Here is a 16,774-nt window from a genome sequence, read left to right on the forward strand (position 1 = left end):
GGAAACGGAAATCGTTACCCTTCCGAGTTAAACACCTTTCCTCCTTCGCACCGCACTACGCGGGCATGGAAGGTGTCCAGCAAGCGATAGTCGTGGGTGGCAAAAAGCACGGCCGTGCCGTGTTCGCGGCCGAGGTTGCGCATCAGTTCCAGAATGTCTTTGCTGGTTTCGGGATCCAGGTTGCCGGTTACTTCGTCGGCGATCAACAGGGTAGGGGCGTTGAGCAGCGCACGGGCAAAAGCCACCCGTTGTTGTTCTCCTCCGCTGAGGGTGTGGGGCATACTGCGCCGACGATCGGCCAGCCCTACTTCCTGGAGCACCTGATCGATGCGCTCTTCTGCGCCGGTACCTTTTTTCCACCCGGTTGCTTCGAGGGCGAAGCGGAGGTTGTCTTCGACGGACCGGTCCATGAGTAAGTTGAAGTCCTGAAAAACGATGCCGAGTTGGCGGCGCAGTTTCGGGATTTTTCGCCGGCCCGTTTTCCGGAGATCAAAACCGGATACCGTTGCCGAGCCGGAGGCGAGCGGAAGAGCAGCGTAAAGGGTTTTCAGCAGGCTCGACTTGCCGGAGCCCGTTTTGCCAACGAGGTAAACGAATTCGCCGCGGGCAATACGTAAGTCTACATTTTCCAGGATGTTGCGGTTTCCTTGTCGGATATTTACACCGCGTAGTTCAACTATCGCCTCGGTCATTTGGTATGATTTGTGTCCGCTCTCAACGTTTTGCGGCTTCAAGGTATCTAAAAAGTAACTGAGTTAGCAGTTTTGTGGTTTATTGAATTAATTGCTGCCCATACTGGTCTCTGTACTCTGCTGGTTCGTCTTCCGGGATTCAACCAGGCCGCAACTCAATAACTAATCCGACAAATCAGTTAGTAGATGACCAATGAAATCACTTTTCGCCTTTTCCGCTTATTACCTTTGGCGAGCGAGCGCAACGTAGCGAATGGCCTTTGCCGCAGCAACCCGGCTTCGCCCGAACTCACCAACTCACTAATTCCCCCAATGTTGAAAGAACTACTAACGATTGTACTTATTACCGCTTTTTGGGCGGGAACGCAGGATGCAATGTACGCTCAGAAGTACAGCAATGAATTCTTATCCATCGGCGTCGGTGCCCGCGCCCACGGCATGGGGACGGCCGTTGTTGCCGGACAGCAAGATGTGTACGCTTCTGCCTGGAACCCGGCCGGCCTGGCCGGCCTGTCGTCCGACGACGGCCTGGAGATCGGAGCCATGCACGCCGAATGGTTCGGCGGCGTAGGCAATTACGATTACCTCGGTTTTACCCTCCCTCTCTCGGGCAACAACCAACGTCTTGGTTTCAGCCTCATCCGGTTCGGGATCGATAACATCCCGAATACGCTGTCCCTCTACGAGGCGGACGGAACGATCAACTTCGACAACATTACTGAGTTCTCCGCCGCCGATTACGCGTTCATCGGTACCTACGCCAGGGCTTACCCCAAACCGAACGGTGCCCTGCGCCTAGGTGGTAACGTGAAGGTGGTGCGCCGCACCATCGGCGAGTTCGCCAACAGTTGGGGCTTCGGCCTTGATCTCGGGGCACAGCTCGAAAAGAAAAACTGGACTTTCGCCCTCCTGGCCCGCGACATCACCACCACCTTCAATGCGTGGTCGTTCTCCTTCTCCGACCAGGACAAGGAAACCCTGGAGCTGACCAATAACGCCGTTCCAATCAACAGCGTGGAAACTACCAACCCGACCATAATCCTGGCCGCTAACCGGAAGTTCACCCTCACCGATAAAATCAACCTCACGGCCGAACTCGACCTCATCGCTACCACCGATGGCGAACGTAATACCCTGATCTCCGGTGATCCGGTTTCGCTGGATCCGGCCTTCGGCCTCGAAGGGGCCTATTCCGATTTCATCTTCGTGCGCGCCGGCGTTTCCCAGCTCCAGCGTATTCAGGATTTTGACGATATAGAACGGCTGAATTCCCGCCCGAGCCTCGGGCTCGGCCTCAAAGTTGGCCAACTCAACGTAGACTACGCCTACACTGACCTCGGCGATGATGACGGGCGGAGCACCTACAGCCACATTGTTTCGTTGCGGTTGGGACTGAAGCCGCAAAACTAGCCGCCCGGCAGCCTTCAGGCTGCTGTTCTTTTTGCCTTCAGGCAGAGAACGAGCTGATGCTGAAGGGCCTGACGGCCACAGAAGGGCAGCCTGCAGGCTGCCGAATAGGACAACGATTGGTGAAAAATTACGTTGATAGCCATAAGACTCCCCGCTTATGCTCCAACGTACCCTCCTTCCCCTGCTCTTTTTAACTCTCCTCTGCACCAGCGTCCGCGCCCAAAGCAGTGTCGAGGAATTCAGACTTGGCGGTACCGCCCGCATCCTCGATGATGAGTGCATCCGGCTTACACCAGACGTGCAGTTCGCGAGCGGATCAGCCTGGTACGAGAAAGCGATTGACCTCAACGAACCCTTCGAAATCACCGTCTGCCTGGTTCTGGGCAAGAACGACGAAGATGGTGCTGATGGCATCGGTTTTATCTTTCACCCAACCATGCGCACTGGCTACCGGGGAGAAGGAATGGGCTTCGCCGGTCTGGTGCCCTCGCTTGGCATTGAGTTCGATACCTACCAGAATTATCACCTCGGAGACCCTGCCGAAGACCACGTTGCCATCAACATTAACGGGCGAACCCATCATGCCAGCAGTATTACCGGCCCAACGCCGGTGGGCAACCTTGAAGACGGCAGCAAACACCTCCTTTGGATCAATTGGGACCCCATCGAAAAACAACTGTCCGTCATGCTCGACGGCAAAGAACGCGCCAAACTGAGCGCCAACATCGTCGCTGAACTATTTGGTGGTAACTCTACCGTTTTTTGGGGAGTGACTGCGGCCACCGGCCGCAAAACCAACTTTCAGGATATCTGCATCAAGAAACTCACCTTCGCTGAAGCTAAGGTGCAGCCGAAAGTCGATTTCGGAGGAAAGAGGTAAGGCTTGTCGTCAAGGTCACCCGCCGGGACGTTCAGTTGATTATACCTGAATCACTTCGGATCAGGTGTAAAACAAGAAACCCCGGCAAGCGATGCTTACCGGGGTTATTCAACTGAGTCAGTTAGGGTGAAAGACCGGTCTCGAACCGGCGACCTCCGGAATCACAATCCGGCGCTCTAACCAACTGAGCTACAATCACCATTTGAATGGGCTGGACTCAGTTTTCTTGGCTGCTTAGTATTAAAGCGCCGCAAAGATAAAAAGTTCCCTCGTAAGGATAAAACTTTATGGAAGGTATTTTTTTAAAGCACTTGCCATTTTTGTCTGGAGATCCTGTGCCGCTGCTCTGGATTTATCCGCAAAGTCCTCACCATCACCGGCGTAGAGAATACCTCGGCTGCTATTTACGAGCAGGCCGCAATGATCATTCATCCCGAATTTACACACGCCTTCGAGGTCGCCTCCCTGCGCCCCAATGCCGGGAACAAGGAAAAAGTAGTCTGGAGTAAGTGCCCGCAACTCCGCAAACTTCTCTGCCTGGGTGGCGCCGCATACAAACATCAGCTGGTCGGCCGTACCCCATTCTGCGGCACGGGTCATCACTTTAGCGTAGAGCGGCTGCTCGCCGTCCTGACTTGCGTGCTGAAAATCCTGGCTGCCTTTATTGCTGGTCAGCGCAAGGAGAATAGTCCACTTCCCATCGTACTCGAGGAAGGGTTTGACGGAGTCGGAACCCATGTAAGGCGCTACCGTGATGGAGTCCGCGCCCAAGGTGTTGAACGCGAAGCTGGCGTAATAGCGGCTGGTGTTACCGATGTCGCCGCGTTTTGCGTCCACAATTGTAAAGTGCTCATCACCAATGTAGTCGATGGTTTCTTTCAGGATGCGCATTCCGTCGAGCCCGAGTGCCTCGTAGAAGGCAGTATTCGGTTTGTACGCGACGCAGAGGTCGCGGGTAGCGTCAATGATTGCTTTGTTGAAAGCGAGCACATCGCCGTTCAGGTGAGCGGGCATCTTGGCCGGATCGGCGTCAAGGCCGACACAGAGAAAGCTTTGTTTGCGTTGGATCTGTTCAAATAGCGCTTCTCGGTTCATTCCGTAGGAGATTCGTATTGGTAAATAATGCGGGTGACGAATTCATTTTCGTCGGCCGTTTGTTGGGGCCCAACGGGGTATTCTTCGATGCTGGGACGCAGCTGTTTCAGTCCCCGGAGGTTTAATTCCTTCCCGAGCGCAACGTGCATAGCCGAGAGGGCGCTGTAAGACCCGTTCATGTCCAGCGCGATGGCGCTGGTGGCGGGGAGGGTAACGGTAACGTAGGGAGGGAGCTTGGTTCCGGCTTCAACGGGTAGTGCTACGGCGACATCGGCCCAGCCGCGTTCCGTATCCCACGCGTAGGTGAAAGCGTTCATGGGGCCGGTTGCGATTACGCCGGCCTTGCTCGCCGCAACCGAAAGGGCCTCGGTCTCCATTCCGAAAAAGCCGTTTACGTCCAGCAGGGAAAGCTCCTGACGAAAGACGAGGTAGTGGCGCTCGGGAAGTTCCAGGTCAAGGTATTCAAGCTGCAGGGATTGTACGCTTGTGTCACCGCCTTCAGTGGCAGTCGAAATTACTTCTTTTACCTCCCCGCTTTTGCCGCAGGCAAAAAGAAGCAGAAAAGGGATAAGGAAGATCGGAATACGAAGGGTCGCTCGCATAGTTAGGTTTTACTTTGGGGCAAAGGTAATATTATGCCCGGAAGGAGAAGCAGATTCCGGCGCGAACGCAGGTGCAACGGAGGTTGAACGGAGCAGAGTAGTTACCTCACCAGCGTAACCCCCCCCTTTACGATCTCGGTTATCCCGTCAAAACGCTCGTAGGAGACCACGTAAGCGTAGACACCACCGGGAGATAACTGCCCGTTCGGTGCAGTTCCGTTCCAACCAGCATTCGGATCATTGACCGGGAAGTTCTCAAGGCCATAAACGCGGTTGCCCCAACGGTCGAAAATGTGCAGGTAATTGATAATTTCTACAAACTCCGGATTGCCGAATACAGTATAAATATCATTGACTCCGTCTCCGTTGGCCGGGCTGAATGCCGTTGGCATGTAAATGAGGTCTCCTTCATCCACAATCACATTCTGGCGCAGCATGAGCTCGCAGCCGTTGGTGTCCAGTACCGTAACGGTGGCAATGAAGGACTCCAGAGGGGAGGTTGTGGGGTCAGGACAGTCAAGGCAGGCGAGTGAGTCGTTGATGTTGCCCCAGCTCCAGGAGGCAAGTTGGCCATCCTCGCGGTTGGTTAAAACCCCAAGCGTCGCCTCTTCGCCAAGGTTGATCGTCACGTCAGGGGCATTGCCGGTAAAATCCTCGCCCTCAAACATCAGGAAGGTGTCACGGAGTTCGCAACCCAACTGATCGGTTACGATGAGCACATTGGAGCCCGGTTCGAGTCCGCGCAGCCCGTCGATGAAAGGCTCTGTTTCACCGGTTGGGCTACTGAAGTCAAACGGTCCGTTCAGCCCGGTAACACTGGTTACGAAGAGCCGGCCGCCAACCTCAGGGCAGGGTGGCTGCTGAAGGCTGTAAGTCACCGCCGTCGGCGCGTTGTCGATCACCATGACGGTGTCGAAGCTGCTGCATCCGGATAGCGGATGGATGACTTCCAGAACATGCGGGCCAGCTACCGTGGTGAATACCTGGGTACCCGCACCGATCTCGTTACCCTGCGGGTCGTACCAGATCATATCCGTACGGCCCAGGTTGGGGGAGAAGCTTCCGTTGAGGACGGTACCGAGACCGGTACACACCAGGGTTTGGTCCGTTCCTGCATTTGCCGTCAGGGTTTCTCCGTCGAGTACGATGTCGACGTTTTCTGTAGTAGTACATCCGTTGGTCGTATCGGTAACCACAACGGTATACCGGCCGGCCTGATCGGCAGTGGTAATTGCCTGGTTGGTGGATCCGGTGATGTTTCCGTTAGCAGTGCTCCAGGCGAAGGTATTCGGTCCGTTGGCCGAAACGCCGATCGTGACCTCCGGGGCAAGACAGTTCGAGGTGACGGTTCGCTCCGGTACCATCACGGTAGGTGGTGTCCGGTCAATTATTACTTCCGTGGAAGCAACCGACTGGCACCCGTTGTCAACCCGTGTAACCGCTACCTCATAAACGCCGGGAGTTGATATGCCAGCGAGGGTTGCGTTGCTGCCAATATCGTTGCCGTTGAAGGTCCACTCGTAAGTAACGGAGCCGGTAAAGTCAGGGTGGCTTACTGTCAGGTCTACCGTATTGGCGTTGCAATTGATCGCGTATTCTACGGGGAACTCCAGGTTGATCACATCATCGCTTTCGTCGATGTCGATCGAGTCTGTTGCGGTACAACCGTTACCAGGGTTGGTAATCAGCACAAAGTAACGCCCGGGTGAAGAAACTGAAATGCCGCGGGTGGTTCCCAGGGTAATTCCGTTGCTGTCTGACCATTCATAGTCAACTACCTGGGTGTTCTGGGCAGCCGAAAGGTCGAGCGACTGCAACGAACAACTGAGCTCCGTTGCACTGGCGGAGATTGATGCCAGTACGGTCGTGGTTTGGTCCTGCAGGTTGAATACCCTTGTGGTTTCACAGTTGTTCTCGTCCGTGACGGACAGGGTGTAGAGGCCGGCGCTGACTTCTCCCAGTGAGTTGCCGGTAGTACCGTTACTCCAGCGGTATGTGAGCTGTCCGGTTCCTCCCGTATAGTTGGCACTCGCGAAAGCAAGGCTGCGGCAGGTTTCGTCCCGTAAACTATCGCTAACCAGGGTAATAGCTGTTACCGGCTCAAGGATATTGAAGGTAGTATCGAAGGTGCACGCCGAAGGCGTGCGGTCCGTGATGGTAAGGCTGTAAGCACCGGCTGCGAGGCCGGATACACTGGGGCCGGTAAGTCCCGCTTCGCTCCAGGTGAAGTCGTACTGAGAGTTGTCTGCGTTGGTTATGATGCTGATGGATCCGGTCTGGCTTCCGTTACACAATACGTCTGTCTGATCTACCTCAAGGCTGAAGTTGCCGTCGGTTACCGTTGCGATTCCTCCCGCCGTACCCGTGCAGCCGTCTCCGCCAACTACGGAAATAAGCTGAATGGTTGTAGCCTCGGTATAGTTCAGTAATGTGTCGGTGGTTGCTGTAAGCATTCGGTCGATACCGTTTTCACGGATGGTAAAGGTAAAAGGCCCGGTGCCGGTCAGCAGAATAGGTACATCGACGTTGAAGGGAGCGTTACAGACAGAGTAGTTGCCACTTACTTCGGCGCGGGTGTCGCTTAAGTCGAGGAACACGGTGTCCAGAAGGATAATCCCACAAGCATCTGTAAGGGCGAGGGGGTAGGCCGTAGTTCCTCCCATTGTTGTGACCTGGTAAAGACTGTCAGTTTCTGAGCCGTTGTCCCAGTCGTAAGTGTAGGGTGGAGTTCCGCCGGTCACTTCCGGGATGAGGGTTGCCATCTCTCCCCGGCAGGAGACAGGGGTATTGCTTACGCTAAGCGTAAGTGCTGCAGGTTCGGCAATAACAAAGCTGGTGTCCCGGAAACAGGATGGATCTGCAGCATCCGTGATCGTCAGGTTGTAAGTGCCGGCAGCCAGATTGGTGCGGCTGGAGGTGTTGTCCGGGATGTCTCCCCAGGAGAAAGTCAGGGGAACTGTGCCAGGATTAAGCAAACTGATACTGCCGGAGCTTTCTCCTTCACAGCGAATTTGCTCTATTGTGGCTTCAAAGCCGATCATTGGATCAACGATGGTGGCGGTGCCACCGGTGATGTCTCCGTCACATCCCGCGCTGTTGGTGAAGGCCGTGATGGTAATGGTAGCCGCAAAATCAACGGGGAGGATGGCGCCACCACCCGATGTTGTCAACGTTCTTTGCACCTGCGTTCCCGCCGAATCAACGGTAAAGGAAACAGTGTACATATCTACCGGGCCATTGATAAACAGCGGCAGGTTCACTACACTCTGGTTGCATAGGGAGTAACGCCCACTCAGTTCGATATCGAATGCGGGTAAATCGATGCTAACGGTATCCAGAGCGGTGAAACCACAGGAGTCGGTGACCATGAAGGGGTAGATCGTCTGACCGTTACGCGTTACGATGGTAAGCAGGCTGTCGGTGGCGGAGCTGTCTGGCCAACTGAACGCATACGGAGGCGTGCCTCCGGAAACAACTGGTGCCAACACGATGGTCTCGCCCGCACAGGAAGGCCGGCTGTAATCGAAAGAATCTATCTGGACCGAAGAAGGTGAGGCGAGTTCGTAGGTGACGGTATCGGTACAACTCGCGTCAATGAGTGGGGCAATTACAACTGAATAGGAGCCTGGTGATAAGCCAGAGCGGCTGGCGGTCGTCTCGGCCGGATCGTCAAGCCATTCGAAGGTAAATTCATTGTTACCCGCAGCGGTGGTAAGATCGATCGTTCCGATCGATTGCCCGCAGGTAGCCGGACTGATGTCGGCCATCACGCTGACTTCCGCCCCCCGAATCGTGGCCGTTCCACTGGCTGCTCCTCCGCAGCCTGAAGGGTCTGCCACCCCGATGATCGATACATCTGCGGTGAAATCGTATTCAAGGGTGGTATCTCCGGTTACCCGGTAGGTGATGGTATCCCGTACGCCGTTTGAGTTGAGCTCGATGGTCAGGTCGTAAATGCTGCTGCCCTCAAGATCGATGGCGACGGTGGCTGTTGGGTTGCTGCAAAGTGAATATAACATGTCTGCAGTAGAGGCAGATATAGCGGGTGCGCCGATGAAGACAGTATCTGTTCCCGGAAGGCCACAGCCGTCCATCACGTTTACAATGATAGAGGTGTCTCTGCCGCTGGCGGTGTACGTGATGGTTTGGCTGGTCAGGGCCGGATCTGGCCAGGAGTAAGTGTAATCGCCGTTTCCGCCCAGCGGGTTGGCCGTGAGTTCTATCTCCTCGCCGGCACAGGAGGTGAGGTCCGGGCCCAATTCGACTTCAAACGGGACGTTGTCCTGAAGCCAGAAGGTGTCGGCGTTTTCGGAACAGTCACACGTTCCATCGTAGCGGATAACGAAGGCTTCTAACCCTTCGGTAAAGTCGGTGTCGGCAAGGATCGGAATAGACAGTACCGCCGAAGTGTCGCCGGCCGGAATGATGAAGGGGGACGGAGGGAGAATGTAATCGGCACCCGCGGTTACCGCAGGGTCGGTTGCGCGAACGGCCTCGGTAGCTGTTCCGAAATAGGGAATGATGTTGTACTTGACGGGCAGCGGTGTATTGATGAATGGCTCATCGAGTGTTCTGCGCGTAAAACGGATTGTGGCCGTATCGCAGCCTTCAACGGGTTGGAGTACGTCGATTTGTGCGGTGGTGTTTGGTTCCGGCTTATTGACAAGCCCCGCCAGAAAAGAGCCGGCTTCGAGCATCACGCCGCTGTCGAGGATAAAATCCCCCGCATCGACAACGATGATCTTGAGCGTGTGCGGAGCACACGGTACCACAGCTCCTTTTGCCTGCAATACGGTACTGAAACCATCGTAGGCAATACCCGCCAGGCGTTCCGGTGGCGGAGGTGTATCCATACACGGGTCATCGAAGTTGGCCGTCGTGTTGTTCAGAAAAGAGGCTGCGTCGACGGTCCCGGGGTTGAGGGTAGCAGGAGACACGACGTCTCCGCTGACGGGCAAGCGGGCGATGTTACGGGTGACTCCGTCGGGACCAGTAAGCAGAAAGCCGAAGGCGTCGTTCGTTACGCCAGCACCGCTGGCGCAGTATTGCTCTGAGAAGAATACGTAGTTGAACGTAATGGTGTCGGTGGTGGGGATGAACTCAAATTCGATCATCGCTATGTCGTAGACATCCACGCCCGGAGGAACCAGAGAGGCTGCGTCTGGGTCAATGCCATTCATATCGAAAATGTCAATCAATCCGGACTGCGAAGAGGAGAAGAAGTTCGGCCCCGGAGCGCTCTCAACCCAACCGGTGCTCACAATCAGCCCGGAGTCAATACCAACGGTTGGCAGACCGTTCCGGAAAACACCAGTTTGATGCAGGACCTCTCCTCCGATAACGGGCCGTTGTACGCTGATCAGGTCCGTCGGGGTCAGCGCGAAGCAGCTGTCTTTACGGAAAATGGTGTTCAGCATGTAGTCAAGATCGCGTGTCCCTTCTGTTTCAATGGTGTCCCCTGCGATCTTAAGTCCTCCCGGTTGGAACCGCTCACCCTTCTCGACGAAGATGCGGAACTCAGGGACGGATTTTACGGCTACGTCGAGGCAAAACTCGACGGTGCCTGTTTTGGCGATGCCACTCAGCATCAGGGCGTCGTGGCTGACGATGTCGGCGGGCAAGTTGCCCGGGGTAAGTATTGGATAGCTGTGGTCCTGCGGTAAATATACCGTGTACTCTTCCCCGGGGCTGAGGCCCTTGAGGCGAATTATCAACTCATCCTTTCCCTGCAGATTGAGGTCGTGCCGGGTGGGATGGTCAAAAACAGGCAATTCAATGGCTTGCGCGCACAGGGGGAGTTGGGCGTGCGAAAAGATTGCGATAATCGTAAAAAACAAATACTTCATGTCCTGGGGCTTGGTCCGGCGGGTCGGGGAGTAAGACGGCAAAAGAACGGAAAAGTCATGATCGCTGAACAGTAATAACGATAAGCCCGCAAGAATTTAGCAAAATGTGTTCAAGTGATCGGCAAATATAGGCCTATTTCACCTGCTCTTGTTGTTCTCGTCATGTTAAAAAGGGGCTTCGCTATTGATCTGGCGGGAAACGACACAATGTTTTGTGAGACCCAATAGAGCGATGGCTGAAAGAAAGCTTTCTGTTGGTAAATGTAAGCCCACAACTCTATCTTTTCCGGGAATCGAGCGGCAAAGTTAAGGGGGGCAGGCAGGGCTAACGCATAGGATTCGATTTCAAGCTTTTAGCTCGAAATTATAGTCACCGCCTAAGAGCTTGCAACCCAAAACGCGTAGCGTTTTTACTTGCCCATCCCCCGTGGGACCGCCGAAGGCAGCAGCGAAGCTCACGGGTTGGGGTGGGGATTTAAACACGGCTTAACTAGCCTATGCGTTAGCCCTGGGGGGGGGAGGCCTATCACCGAAGTTACCTTGTGTTAAGTATGTATTGACCCGGAACGCTGCCGCAGCGGGCCTCCGTTTCGGTCTCGGAAAACCATGATTATCTCCGAGACAAGGCTGGCGGCAATCTCCTCAGGAGATTCAGCGCCAATGTCGAGGCCAACCGGGGAGTAGAGATTAGGGAAGCTGAGCAGGTCGAACCCGGGAAGCTCTTTTGCCATGCTTTCAACCCTTTTGCGCGGTCCGAGCATACCAAGGTAGCGTGGTTGGCGGGGAAGAAAAACCTCCACCATCCGGCGGTCCCAGTCGTAATCATGAGACATCAGCGCGATGGCGGTCGCTGCGTCTGGCCGGATCGTACCGGCTTCGCTGTAGTCCAGCAACTGATCGGCGAGGGTTTCCATCTCCCGGGTGAATTTCCGGCGCGCTCCGATCACGGTCGTTCGCCATCCGAGATGCCTGGCGGCACGAAGGGTAGGGGGGATGTCGTAATTAGTCCCGGAGATAACCAGGTGTATTTCGGGCTGCACGATTTCAAAAAGGACAGGCCGGACCTGGCCTTGTTCATCGCTGATTCTGGCAACTTTGCTTCTGCCGCCGGCGAGGTGGCGGGCGGCTTCTGTTTCCAGCGCAGCGGTTGGTACCCCGAGCTGTTCGGCCAGCGGAGCGAGGTCTCCGGTGCTGTAAACGCTGGGAGGAGGAGGTACATCGTCTTTCCCTTCCAGCAAACGGGCCAGGAGCACTGGCTCTCTCGTGTGGACGACTGTACGCAGGCGTTCGATCTCATTGCTCGGGTCACTGAAATCGAGTGGTAAAAACATGATTTTGATCCGTCCGTTACAACCCAGGCCGATCCCGATCACTTCATCTTCGCCGTCAAGGGTGTCGTAAATGTGGAAGGAGGGAGTATCGGACAAAATTGCGGTGCGTGCCCGCCGGAGGGCATCACCTTCGAGGCAGCCTCCGCTGATGCCACCGATGTACCTGCCGTCGGACGCGACCAATAATCGGGCGCCTACCCGGCGGTAACTCGATTGCTCAACCTCCACTACCACCGCAAGGGCCGCAGAAGTATCATCGGCTTTCAGCCGGTCGTAAAGTTGGATGATTTGTCGGATTTCTTTCACCGGGGCAAGATAATCAAGCAAAATGAGCCGGGTACAAGAGTTGTCTTTTTAACACCTGAGGAGGTACCGTTAGCAATCCTGGCTAACGGGGTGAACCGGAAGCATACCACGGGGTGCGGATCGGAATGACATTCTGGGGCGCGGCCGCAGGTGCAATGAACGTTTACAGAGCGGCGCTCCCTGGCACCTCAGCCCGCTATGCACCCGCTGCCGCGCACCTTTTAGTGTCATAAAACAAGGTGGAACACAAGTTTTAACCGCAAAGACTTGCACTTTAATAGCAATATTGCTATATTGCGTGTCAAAACCAATTAAATCCTTCACCATGCGACTTACAGAAATCAAATCTTTCCTTGCTCCCCTCGATACGCTGCTCATTAATTTACCGGACGGAACCCGCGTTCCCGCCCATTTCCACGTTACGGAGGTAGGGAAGGTGACGAAGAACTTCATTGACTGCGGTGGAACGCTGCGCGACGAGAGTGTGGCCAACTTCCAGTTGTGGAGCGCTAACGATTACGACCACCGTCTGCACCCCGGAAAATTGATCTCTATCATTGAACTGGCCGAAAACAAACTCGGCCTGGGCGATCTGGAAATCGAAGTAGAATACCAGGGCGAAGACTCGATCGTTAAATACGACCTCGAAGCCCGCGACGGAGAACTTCATCTCGTTGGTAAAGCAACCGCTTGCCTGGCAATGGATGCCTGCGGCATCCCCGAAAAGAAATCGGTAGACCTTTCCAACCTGGTTGCAACCGGAGGTGGCTGCACCCCCGGCGGCGGTTGTTGTTAGTGGCCTTCGCTTCTCTCTGGTTAACTGTCTTCAGGCCGAAACCTTATCTTTCAGCCTGAAGACAGGAATACCGCAATTTGATTAACCTTTCAACCTCCGGGTTGGAGCACTACCGCCGAACAATGGGACTAACCAAGACCGATGCTTATACCGAAGAGCAAAACCGATTAGCTGACCTTTGCCGCGCGCTCGGCCATCCGGCCAGGATCGCTATTTTGCAGAAATTACTCTCTGCCGAGTGTTGTATCTGCCGTGATTTCACGGACGAGATCGACCTGTCTCAGCCGACTATAAGTCGTCACCTCAAAGAACTGAAAGCCGCCGGACTGATCTCAGGCACGATTGAGGGCACTTCGGTGAGCTACTGCATCGATCCCGGCCGTTGGCGGGAAGTTCAGGGCCTCCTCAACGGAATGTTCAACTCTTTCAATATGGATGGTTGTTGTTAGTGCAGCAATAAGTTGCCTCTAGGTCTAAGGGCTCTATTCCCGCAGAAAGCGGAACCCCGTACGATATGGAAATACATCCATGATCTCACCCGCCTGGATGCGGCGCTTCAGGTCATTCCAGAAGTCTGCATCGAAGATCTCACCGTGCTTGTCCCGCAGGTAGTTCAGGTTGGGGCCGGCCCGCATCAGAAAACCGGGGAACTCTTCGGGGAAAATATCGTTGGGCCGGACGCTGTACCAGGGCTGACTCGCCATTTCCTGTTCGTACGTTTTTGCTTCGGGAATGTGGCGGAAGTTGCAATCGGTAACCAGTTCTATCTCATCGTAGTCGTAAAAAACCACGCGTTTCACGCGTGTAACCCCAAAGTTTTTCAGCAAAAGGTCTCCGGGGAAGATGTTGGCGGCTGCCAGTTGTTTGATGGCCCTGCCGTAGTCGCGCAGTGCTTTCTGAGCGTCAGCTTCTCCTGATTCTTCTATGTAAATATTCAACGGCGTCATCTTTTTCTCCACGTAGACGTGGTCGATCAGTACGGAGCCGTCAATAATTTCAACTTTCGAGGCTGCGGTTTCTCTGAGTTCGGCAAGGCAATCGGGATCAAAGCGGTTTAGTGGCAGGCTTAGTTTTTCGAAGAGGTAGCTATCTGCCATCCGTCCTACCCGATCGTGGCGCTTTACGAGGTCGTACTTCTCTTTTACCACCTGGGGGGTTACCTGCTTTGGTGGAGCAAACTTATCTCTGATGATTTTGAATACCATGTTGAGGCTCGGCATGGTGAATACGTACATAACCATTCCGGCAATACCCGGCGCAGTAACGAACCGCTCGACCGGAGCATTGGCCAGGCCGGGGGGCGCAGCATGATGCTTTTTGTCTGTGAGCCTGAAGTGACGGGTCAGCTCGCGGTAAAAGACGGTTTTGCCGTGCTTCTCGAAACCGATCGCGTTGTAAAGCTCACTCATCGCCTTGGTGGGCATGAAGGTTTTCAGGAAGTCCACCATATCGCTTGGAACGGTAATGTCGGCGAGGAAGTACGACCGGTGATAGCTGAAAATGGATGTAACCTGATCGGATTCCAGCAGGAGTGCATCGATGAGAATGCCCCGGCCGTCGGGGTGCAAAAGTGGAAGAATGAAGGGGTGAACGGATCCATCCTTGAGGAACCGACCTACGATATAGGCCGATTTGTTGCGGTAAAAAAGCGAAGTGAGTATTTCGAGCCTGTCGTCAGGAGACCGGCCGCCGAGTAAATCGATGTGGTGCTGCCACCGGTCAGCTACAAGCCTGAGGTCGGCTTTTTGATCGTCCCATTCTGCATTGAAGCGGAAGTGGTCGAGCATTTCCGCGAGGATGTCGTTGAGGTCACGCGAGCCCAGGTTGTAGTCGTAACTGATGGTGGCGTGCCCCTGGTATTCGCGGTAAGAGCCGGTGCGGGAAACGAACATCAGCTCCTTACTGGCGCCAACTTTATGAAAGTGACGATAGACGGAATTGTAGAAGGTTTCGGCAATGTTGCGGGTGTTGAAGTGAGCAATCTCTTCGGCGAATGAAGCCTTGACTTCGGCCCAGAAAGACGCATCTGCGGGAAAGTCCTTTAGCAGGCTTGCTACTTCTTTGGTCGTTTCGTCTACGTCTTCGCGGTAAAGATCAATGCGGCTTTTGGCATCGTCCTGAATACCGTGCCAGTCGCGTTGTTCAAAACGGATGCGGGCTCTTTTAGTGATGAGCTTGAACCGGTAATAGTAGTCCATATAACCCATCAGTATCTTGTGGGTGGCATCGTAATGTTTGAGGGAGTGGAACATGTCGTTTTTTACTGGTAATCCTGCAGGTGTAAGGTAAGGGTATCGCTCACTTCCCGTTGTAGTTGTTGCAGACCAGCGAAGAGCTCAGCCACGCGTTCGGGGTGTGCTGCTGCGAGGTCATTCATTTCTGCGGGGTCTGCGTTCAGGTCGTAGAGGGCGAGTCTGGGTACCCGGGGGTACAAGATGAGTTTGAAACCATCTTTCCGGATGCTGCGCTGAACGAAGATATAGCTTCCGTAAACTGCGTCGAGGCCCTTCTCTTCGCCGTTGATGAGCGGCAGAAGTGAGTTGAAATCTACGTAGTCGGGTTTTTCGATACCGGCGAGGTCGAGCGCGGTGGCCATCACATCCTGCAGGTACACGTCCTGATCGTTTGTGGCTCCTGCAGGGATGCCGGGGCCACAGATTATGAGGGGGACCCGGACGCTGTGCTCATACAGGCTTTGTTTTCCCATCAGCCCGTGGCGGCCCATGGCCAGCCCGTGGTCCGATGTGAACATGATAACGGTATTGTCGGCTTTGCCTGATTTTTCCAGAGCTGAGAGGATGCGGCCTACCTGCGTGTCGAGGTGGGTAATCAGGGCGTAGTATTCGGCTTTGTGGGTACGGACGGCAAACTCGGTACGTGGATAAGGAGCCAAAGCTTCGTCGCGCAGGGTTGCGCCGTTACCGATAGCTTCTTTATCGGGGTGAACGGGTTGGAAGTTAACGGGGATGGTCAGTTCTCCGGGGGTGTATTTAGCGAGGTACTCCGCCGGGGCCTGCTTCGGGTCGTGGGGCGCGTTGAAGGCGAGGTACATAAAGAATGGTCGCTCGTCGGTCGCTGCTTTTTTCAGGAAGGCTTCGCCTTCGTCGGCAACCACTTCACTCCAGTGTTTTCCGCCTTCCCAATAGCCTCCGAATTTAGGGTCGCTGGGGTCGTAGCTGTCGTCCGTTTCACTTAGCGGGCGGTTGTAACCCGGCGGGAGAACGGCCGCAACGGAATCTCTGGGCGGATGACCGTCATGACGCTTGAACAACTGATGGAGTTTGCGACCGTTGAACCCATCGGAAGGCATCCCTTTGCGTACGTGACCGACGTGCTCGAAGCTTAGTGCGGGGTTGACGCTCACGTGCCATTTCCCCGCCATGTAGGTTCCGTAGCCAGCTTCGTTCATGAGGTTGCCCCAGAGTTGGGAGACGGTGGATCTATCGCCCTTTTGCCAGGTTTTGTCCAGTTCTCTGGCGCGCCAGACGGACCGGCCCGAATTCAGCATAGCCCGGCTGGCCGCGCATACCGCCCCGTTCCACGCGCCCATGTTGTAGGCGTGGGTGAAGGTGGTGCCGGTGTTCACCAACCGGTCCAGGTTAGGGGTGATGATTTCGTCGTTGCCCAAAGCGTGGAGGGCCGTATATGTTTGGTCATCTGTGAAAATGAACAGGATATTGGGGCGTTCAGGCCGATTGCCGGGCTGGTTTTTATCGCTACAGCCACTAAGCAGAGCGAGGAAGACCAGGGCGCTGAACGCAGGTGCAAGGTTTCTCATTATGAAAAGCATGATTGAGTAAAAGACACAACATAAGA

The 16,774-nt window shown here is 54.9% G+C and carries 11 protein-coding genes and 1 tRNA gene; 4 read left to right on the forward strand and 8 right to left on the reverse strand.

The window, feature by feature from the left end; translation table 11 throughout:
- Positions 1-14: 14 nt before the first annotated feature.
- On the reverse strand, positions 15-692 hold the full coding sequence (locus FUA23_RS16360) for a cell division ATP-binding protein FtsE (RefSeq protein ID WP_187271098.1): 678 nt from the start codon (positions 690-692) through the stop codon (positions 15-17).
- Between the two features lie 315 nt (positions 693-1,007).
- Here FUA23_RS16360 and FUA23_RS16365 point away from each other — a divergent pair, with 315 nt between their 5' ends.
- Both FUA23_RS16365 and FUA23_RS16370 read left to right on the forward strand, forming a co-directional pair.
- On the forward strand, positions 1,008-2,102 hold the full coding sequence (locus tag FUA23_RS16365) for a putative type IX sorting system protein PorV2 (RefSeq protein WP_454786870.1): 1,095 nt from the start codon (positions 1,008-1,010) through the stop codon (positions 2,100-2,102).
- 157 nt (positions 2,103-2,259) lie between these two features.
- Entirely contained in the window at positions 2,260-2,982 is a 723-nt protein-coding gene (locus tag FUA23_RS16370) for an L-type lectin-domain containing protein (RefSeq protein ID WP_147931842.1), read from the forward strand.
- Positions 2,983-3,106: 124 nt separating this feature from the next.
- On the opposite strand, the gene FUA23_RS16375 is transcribed toward FUA23_RS16370, so the two are convergent.
- The 5 genes from FUA23_RS16375 to FUA23_RS16395 all read right to left on the reverse strand — a co-directional run bounded on the left by FUA23_RS16375 (position 3,107) and on the right by FUA23_RS16395 (position 12,162).
- Positions 3,107-3,182, reverse strand: a tRNA-His gene (locus FUA23_RS16375).
- An 85-nt stretch (positions 3,183-3,267) separates the two neighbouring features.
- A complete protein-coding gene (gene pyrF / locus FUA23_RS16380; RefSeq protein ID WP_147931843.1) occupies positions 3,268-4,077 on the reverse strand; it encodes an orotidine-5'-phosphate decarboxylase in 810 nt (269 codons plus the stop codon).
- Complete coding sequence (locus tag FUA23_RS16385) at positions 4,074-4,679, reverse strand: hypothetical protein (RefSeq protein WP_147931844.1); 606 nt, start codon at positions 4,677-4,679, stop codon at positions 4,074-4,076. Before FUA23_RS16385 ends, pyrF begins: the two co-directional genes overlap by 4 nt.
- Positions 4,680-4,780: 101 nt before the next feature.
- Positions 4,781-10,525, reverse strand: a complete 5,745-nt coding sequence (locus FUA23_RS16390) for a choice-of-anchor L domain-containing protein (protein WP_147931845.1) — start codon at positions 10,523-10,525, stop codon at positions 4,781-4,783.
- Positions 10,526-11,070: 545 nt separating this feature from the next.
- Positions 11,071-12,162, reverse strand: a complete 1,092-nt coding sequence (locus FUA23_RS16395; RefSeq protein ID WP_147931846.1) for an XdhC family protein — start codon at positions 12,160-12,162, stop codon at positions 11,071-11,073.
- Positions 12,163-12,487: 325 nt separating this feature from the next.
- Between FUA23_RS16395 and FUA23_RS16400 the strand changes: the two genes are divergently transcribed.
- A complete protein-coding gene (locus FUA23_RS16400) occupies positions 12,488-12,958 on the forward strand; it encodes a DUF6428 family protein (RefSeq protein WP_147931847.1) in 471 nt (156 codons plus the stop codon).
- Between the two features lie 122 nt (positions 12,959-13,080).
- A complete protein-coding gene (locus FUA23_RS16405) occupies positions 13,081-13,407 on the forward strand; it encodes an ArsR/SmtB family transcription factor (RefSeq protein ID WP_147931848.1) in 327 nt (108 codons plus the stop codon).
- Positions 13,408-13,440: 33 nt separating this feature from the next.
- Here FUA23_RS16405 and aceK read toward each other — a convergent pair whose 3' ends face one another.
- Both aceK and FUA23_RS16415 read right to left on the reverse strand, forming a co-directional pair.
- On the reverse strand, positions 13,441-15,210 hold the full coding sequence (gene aceK, locus FUA23_RS16410; RefSeq protein ID WP_147931849.1) for a bifunctional isocitrate dehydrogenase kinase/phosphatase: 1,770 nt from the start codon (positions 15,208-15,210) through the stop codon (positions 13,441-13,443).
- 8 nt (positions 15,211-15,218) lie between these two features.
- Positions 15,219-16,736 (reverse strand): sulfatase-like hydrolase/transferase, encoded by a 1,518-nt coding sequence (locus FUA23_RS16415; protein WP_147931850.1) that lies wholly within the window; start codon positions 16,734-16,736, stop codon positions 15,219-15,221.
- Between the last annotated feature and the right edge of the window lie 38 nt (positions 16,737-16,774).

It is taken from the genome of Neolewinella aurantiaca, assembly GCF_008014675.1.
GTDB lineage: Bacteria > Bacteroidota > Bacteroidia > Chitinophagales > Saprospiraceae > Neolewinella > Neolewinella aurantiaca.

Excerpts from the sequence above, each read along its gene's own strand:
- FUA23_RS16360 (WP_187271098.1), bottom strand. The coding sequence starts at position 692 with ATGACCGAGGCGATAGTTGAACTACGCGGTGTAAATATCCGACAAGGA.
- FUA23_RS16370 (WP_147931842.1), top strand. The coding sequence starts at position 2,260 with ATGCTCCAACGTACCCTCCTTCCCCTGCTCTTTTTAACTCTCCTCTGC.
- pyrF (WP_147931843.1), bottom strand. The coding sequence starts at position 4,077 with ATGAACCGAGAAGCGCTATTTGAACAGATCCAACGCAAACAAAGCTTT.
- FUA23_RS16385 (WP_147931844.1), bottom strand. The coding sequence starts at position 4,679 with ATGCGAGCGACCCTTCGTATTCCGATCTTCCTTATCCCTTTTCTGCTT.
- FUA23_RS16390 (WP_147931845.1), bottom strand. The coding sequence starts at position 10,525 with ATGAAGTATTTGTTTTTTACGATTATCGCAATCTTTTCGCACGCCCAA.
- FUA23_RS16400 (WP_147931847.1), top strand. The coding sequence starts at position 12,488 with ATGCGACTTACAGAAATCAAATCTTTCCTTGCTCCCCTCGATACGCTG.
- FUA23_RS16405 (WP_147931848.1), top strand. The coding sequence starts at position 13,081 with ATGGGACTAACCAAGACCGATGCTTATACCGAAGAGCAAAACCGATTA.
- aceK (WP_147931849.1), bottom strand. The coding sequence starts at position 15,210 with ATGTTCCACTCCCTCAAACATTACGATGCCACCCACAAGATACTGATG.
- FUA23_RS16415 (WP_147931850.1), bottom strand. The coding sequence starts at position 16,736 with ATGAGAAACCTTGCACCTGCGTTCAGCGCCCTGGTCTTCCTCGCTCTG.